General features: G+C 35.7%; 5 protein-coding genes. 2 read left to right on the top strand and 3 right to left on the bottom strand.

All coding sequences use genetic code 11. The features are described 5' to 3' along the window. A partial coding sequence (locus E1171_RS08040) for an acetolactate decarboxylase (RefSeq protein ID WP_222931444.1) occupies positions 1-655 on the top strand: 655 nt, incomplete at its 5' end. A gap of 109 nt (positions 656-764) precedes the next feature. On the opposite strand, the gene E1171_RS08035 is transcribed toward E1171_RS08040, so the two are convergent. The 3 genes from E1171_RS08035 to E1171_RS08025 form a co-directional block, all read right to left on the bottom strand. Next, complete coding sequence (locus E1171_RS08035; RefSeq protein ID WP_155205495.1) at positions 765-1,517, bottom strand: flavodoxin family protein; 753 nt, start codon at positions 1,515-1,517, stop codon at positions 765-767. Positions 1,518-1,606: 89 nt separating this feature from the next. Continuing rightward, positions 1,607-2,356: an SDR family oxidoreductase gene (locus E1171_RS08030; protein ID WP_155205494.1), complete on the bottom strand. Its 750-nt coding sequence runs from the start codon at positions 2,354-2,356 to the stop codon at positions 1,607-1,609. A 482-nt stretch (positions 2,357-2,838) separates the two neighbouring features. Further along, positions 2,839-3,840 (bottom strand): NADP-dependent oxidoreductase, encoded by a 1,002-nt coding sequence (locus E1171_RS08025; protein WP_155205493.1) that lies wholly within the window; start codon positions 3,838-3,840, stop codon positions 2,839-2,841. A 123-nt stretch (positions 3,841-3,963) separates the two neighbouring features. Here E1171_RS08025 and E1171_RS08020 point away from each other — a divergent pair, with 123 nt between their 5' ends. Beyond that, complete coding sequence (locus E1171_RS08020) at positions 3,964-4,845, top strand: LysR family transcriptional regulator (protein ID WP_155205492.1); 882 nt, start codon at positions 3,964-3,966, stop codon at positions 4,843-4,845. Positions 4,846-5,428: the final 583 nt, after the last annotated feature.

The following is a 5,428-nucleotide window of genomic DNA, read 5'->3' as shown; positions in this document are numbered from 1 at the left end:
CCAAAATTTTGAAGTAGAATTCAAAGGGGCCTTGAAAACAATAAAACACCAAGGGGATTTGTCAGCAAAAGTAGCATTATCGGAGTTGGCCAATAAGGAAAATGTATATGCATTGGGTGCTGTGGAAGGCTTAAAAGGAGAGATCCTTATTCTAAATAGTAAGCCATATGTATCTGCTGTGCACAACGATCACTTAGTCATAAATCAATCATTCAATAAGAAGGCCTCCCTCTTGGTATATGCCCAAGTGACAGAATGGGAGGAAATCCCTATTCCAGAAGAGTTTACATCCTTTACTCAACTGGAACATTTTATTCTGAAAGCGGCAAAAGAAAGTGGGATTGAAATAGAAAAGCCTTTTCCTTTTCTGATTCAGGGTAAAGCTAAAATGGTTAAATGGCATGTGATTAATTGGAAAGATGGTAATAAGGAGCATTCAAAAGAGAGTCACCTAAAATCAGGGATCCAGGGGACTTTAATAAATGAGAAAGTGGAAATCGTTGGGTTTTACTCTAACAAACACCATGGCATATTCACTCATCATTCTCAAAACATGCATCTTCATGTGAAAGCAAGGAATGATGAAATCGTGGGCCATCTAGATGAATTGGAACTCCAGGACAAGATGATTTTGAAGGTGCCAAAAATCCATTAAAAGGATGATTGATTCCCGAAAAGTAAAGGCTTAAGGCAGGTAAATGGGAGTGTTTTGAATTGATGTTATAGCATTAAAATATTGTAATTAATAAATGTTCCCATAACAGTTATCTATAGTCAGGATTAGGATAGTCAAATCTGCAACCCGCATCCCATGCCGAACGTTGGTTGCCATGAGCAGGAATACCTTTAACTGATTTTAGCATATAAGCCATATGCATTAAATTCCAGGTCATAAAAGTAGTGTTTCTATTTGTAAAGTCATTTTCAGGACCTCCGGACTCTGGATCTAAATAAGAAGGACCTGGGCCCACCTCACCTAGCCAAGCGGCATCTGCTTGTGGGGGAATCACAAACCCTAAATGTTGCAGGGAATAAAGGATGTTCATGGCGCAATGTTTCGCACCATCTTCATTTCCTGTGATCAAGCAACCTCCTGTTTTGCCATAATAAGCATACTGTCCTTCTTTATTTAAGATTGATGAGTTGCCATAGAGCCGTTCGATGGTTTTATTACATATAGAGGACTTTTCTCCTAACCAAATAGGAGAAGTAATCACCAAAATATCGGATTGCATTACTTTTTCATAAAGAAGGGGCCACTCATCCTTTTTCCATCCATGATTTTCCATATTGGGATAAACTCCTGTGGCAATTTCCCAGTCAATAGGTCTAATGACTTCTACCGCCACATCATTTTTTTCAAAAATAGCCTTAGAGATATCAATCAGACCATCAGTGTGGGATAGTTCAGGTGTTTTTTTTAGCGTACAGTTAAGAAATAAAGCTTTTAGTCCTGAAAAGTCCCATTTACTATTCTCACAAAGGGCTAGCTGTTTTTCATTTAATACTTCGCGCATAATTTTTTCTTTTTGGTAATAGAAATGGTAATAATCCTTTTACAGAAGCATTATTACCATTTAAAATTTATATAGGGAGAAAAGAAAAATTACTCATTGAAAGCCCCAAATTCTTTTTCTACCATTTTAGGGTTTTCAAAGTAATCTTTTCCTACTTTCTCGGACATCTTATCAGGAAATATGTCCTCTTGGCCATCTTTGAGCGCTTGGATTATTTTTTTTGCCACCTGCCCAGGGCTTTCTTTTTCCATTTCAAAACCTTTTGCCATTTCTGTATCAATAGGACCGGGATAGACTCCTGATACTAAAATGTTATCTTGCTCCAATTCTCCTCTTATTCCTTGGGTAATACTATGCACGGTAGCTTTACTGGCAGAATAGGCTCCTATCATGGGCATGTTTGCCAGTCCTACCATTGATATCAGATTCACGATGGCGGCTTCCTCTTTGTTTTTAAGTGAATCGATCAATGCGTTTGTCAATTTAAGTAATCCCCATACATTTACACTAAAATGATGTTTTAAGTTTTCTATGGTATTAGCGCTTAAAAACCCTCCTGGAGCTAATATTCCCGCATTGTTGACCAAGATGTCCACATCTTGGGCTTGTAGGCGTAAGTTTTCAATCGTTTCATTATCTGTGACATCAAGTTTAATGGGAATTATTCGTTCTCCGAATTTTTCTTTTAGGTCTGAGAGTTTTAAGGGATCTCTTGCTCCGGCATACACCTTTTTAGCTCCTTGGGCTAGAAATTCAATGGCAATTGCTCTTCCTATTCCGCGATTAGCCCCACTAATTAAAACTGTTTTTCCCTCTGGGTTAAGTTTTATTTTGGACATGATTTTACTTTTTAGTTTAAATAGATCCTAGACAAAGGATTTGGTTGATCTTGCAATTTTGCAAATGAGAAGTCTTGCTGATTAATTAGAATTTATTTAAAAGGGTAGTAGGTACATTAAATGCTTATTTTTAAAGTGACCTATTATCTTGAATAAAAAGGCTTCTATTCAGCTACTACCAAATTGTAATAATAAGCTAAAGAAAATGACTTTTAAAAACCATGATTTATAGCGATTAATTTATAGACGTGAGGATATTTGATTGCTACTTTGTTTTTTATTTAAACGGATATAAATAAATCTATCGCTGTTCCAATTAGTTGGTTCTTACTTTTTCCTTGTCTAAGCTTTATTTAAAAATTGGATTATTAATTATCTATATGTCTTAATTTGAAGTAGTTAGGTGATTATTTTTTAGTGTTCCCTAATTTCTCACCCTGCTCTTTTCCAAAAGTGCAATAATGAGATTCTTGTTTATTTTCTTACGGTTGCACTTGAATAACTACTTTTCCTTTCGCTCGGCCAGAAGCCAAATATTCTAAGGCTTGAATACTATCGTCAAGACCAAATACTTTGTCCACCACGGGTTTGATGGCCTTGTTTTCTACTAGCTGCGTGATTTCATCTAATTGAGCTGCACTAAGTTCATGGACGGTAAAACGGTAATCAATACCTTTTTCCATAGCAGCTTCGAGTACATGCTTTCCTGCATTTTCTAAATATGCTCTTTGTTCTCCCTGAACACCCCAAGCATCAAGTGCATCTTTATCTAGTGCACCATTTAGGCCGATTAATTTACCAACATTATTTACCGAATTAATGACCTCTAAAGTATGTTCATCGCCAAAGGCCATTAGGACTATGTCATAACCTGAAATGAATTTTGTATAATCTTCTTTTGTATAATCTATAACTAAATCTGCACCCAGGCTTTTTATCCATTCTACATTTTTTGTGCTTGTGGTCGTAGCTACATAGGCCCCTTTTGATTTGGCATATTGAATGGCAAAAGTCCCTACCCCTCCAGAACCAGCCTGGATGAATACCTTGTCTCCAGCTTTTATTCTACCTAGGTTTTTAAGAGAATGCATAGCAGTCAAGCCGACAAGTGGGAGTCCTGCTGCTTCTTCAAACGAAATATTGGTTGGTTTTTGAGCAACGATCGCACTATCAGAAGCAACGTATTCAGCGATTGCTCCAGCCTCACTTAATCGGGAATATACCTTATCACCAATATTAAAGTTTTTAACTGCAGCTCCTTTTTCTATTACAGTACCGGCTACATCAAAACCTATGGGACCTGGGAATTGAACGGGCATTACTGCATCAAAGGCTCCACTCAATAAAATATTGTCTATAGGATTCACGCTTGCCGCATGAATTTTGATTAGCACTTCATTTTCTTTAATGGAAGGAAGAGCAACTTCTTGCATATCAAGATTTTCTTTTGGATTTCCATATCCAGTAATTTTTAAAGCTTTCATATTTTCTAAGAGTTTTTAATGTTTATAAAAGTCCTAAACTTTGTTCATTAGATTTAAGTTGCGAGTTTTATGAAATAAATGGCATAATAAATTTTATGGACTGAAATAAGGAGAATTTATATCATGATCAATTTAGAATGGTTTAGAACCTTTAGAATGGTTTTTATAAAGAAATCGGTGACAAAGGCTGCAGAAGAATTAATGGTAAGTCAACCTGCAGTCAGTCAGCAGATTCATTCCTTGGAAGCACATTTAGGGAAGAAGTTGTTTACCAGAAAATCCAAAGGGGTGGAAGCCACAGATTATGGTAAGATGCTTAATAACTTGATAGCTACTCATTTAGAGGGTTTATTGGTTGCGGAAGATTTGGTCGTTCAAAAAAAATCCAAGTTGAAATCTATTCTTCGTATTGGAATATCTGAGCACTTATATAATACGATACTTGCAGATAGGTTAACAGAATTAGGAGAAGTCGTATATGTCACTTTTTCTGATCGGGAGTCTTTGATTAGTATGGTTGAAGAAGGGAAGTTAACTGCCGCGATTATAACTCAGGAAATTACTCATTTTGATGTTACTTGTCATGTATTGCAAGAACAACATTTTGTATTGGCAGGCACTCCTGATATTGACTTTATTGCATTGCAGCGTTTGTTTAAGGAAGATAAAGTTAAAGCCGAAAAATGGCTAAGCCCGCAAGTTTGGTTCTCACATGATATGAGGGGCTCATTTATAAAAAAATACTGGTTAATTACTTTTGATAAAAAACGGCCATCCTTTATTCCAAACTATGTAATTCCCAATGAATTTGAGGTCTTAAAACAGCAGGCAAAAGCAAGCGGACTTTCTGTTACATTGGATTCTACCTTAAAGCCCTTTCTTGAAAGAAATGAATTGGTTTCCTGCGAATTGGATAAATTACCTTATAGAAAAATCTCCCTGATAACGCATAAAAGAGTAGATAGAGAGGTGGAGGATTTATTGTTGCATGTTCTAAAACAATAAGATGAGCGGGCTATTGATTAGGGTGCTTAATGATGTGATAAGATTAAATCAGAAATTTTAATCCAGTTTTTTTGAACAGCCTTTTTAAAATTATAATACACTCAATACCTACCTCTTCTTTTCATTTTATTTTAAGCTTTTCTATTTGGAGGAGGAGATAATCTTTTGATTTTTTTCTCCTTTTGTGGAGGCCCATTCATTTTTCTGTAGGTGTACCTTTCAATATTGTCAATACAATTTTCTTGGGAAGAGTAGTCTTTGGATATTATTGTGACCAAAAACTGTACATTTTTTTCATTGAAAGACACATTAAGTTTTTAGTGTAAATCATTCTCTATACTCCAATGCTTTCTGGAGAAATCGAGCGCGTTTTCAGCAGACTCATCCTTTTGATCTAAGATATATTATCTACGTTCAATCATTTTTTCCTTTTATAGTTCGCTGATCCATAATCATTACCATGTGGCTTACTTACCTTGTAATGCTAACTAATTATTTGGGTATTATGAGGCGCTTGGGTTTTCGGTTTAGCTTCCACTAGCTCTGTCCAAATCTTTTTATTGAAAATAAATTAATTTATTTT

The organism is Xanthovirga aplysinae, from assembly GCF_009711365.1.
Classification (GTDB): Bacteria; Bacteroidota; Bacteroidia; order Cytophagales; family Cyclobacteriaceae; genus Xanthovirga; species Xanthovirga aplysinae.
The sequence above is the reverse complement of the archived record's forward strand: the minus strand, read 5'-3'. Positions and strand labels throughout refer to the sequence as shown.

Coding starts and splice junctions, on each gene's coding strand:
- E1171_RS08020 (WP_155205492.1), top strand. CDS start 3,964: ATGATCAATTTAGAATGGTTTAGAACCTTTAGAATGGTTTTTATAAAG.
- E1171_RS08030 (WP_155205494.1), bottom strand. CDS start 2,356: ATGTCCAAAATAAAACTTAACCCAGAGGGAAAAACAGTTTTAATTAGT.
- E1171_RS08035 (WP_155205495.1), bottom strand. CDS start 1,517: ATGCGCGAAGTATTAAATGAAAAACAGCTAGCCCTTTGTGAGAATAGT.
- E1171_RS08025 (WP_155205493.1), bottom strand. CDS start 3,840: ATGAAAGCTTTAAAAATTACTGGATATGGAAATCCAAAAGAAAATCTT.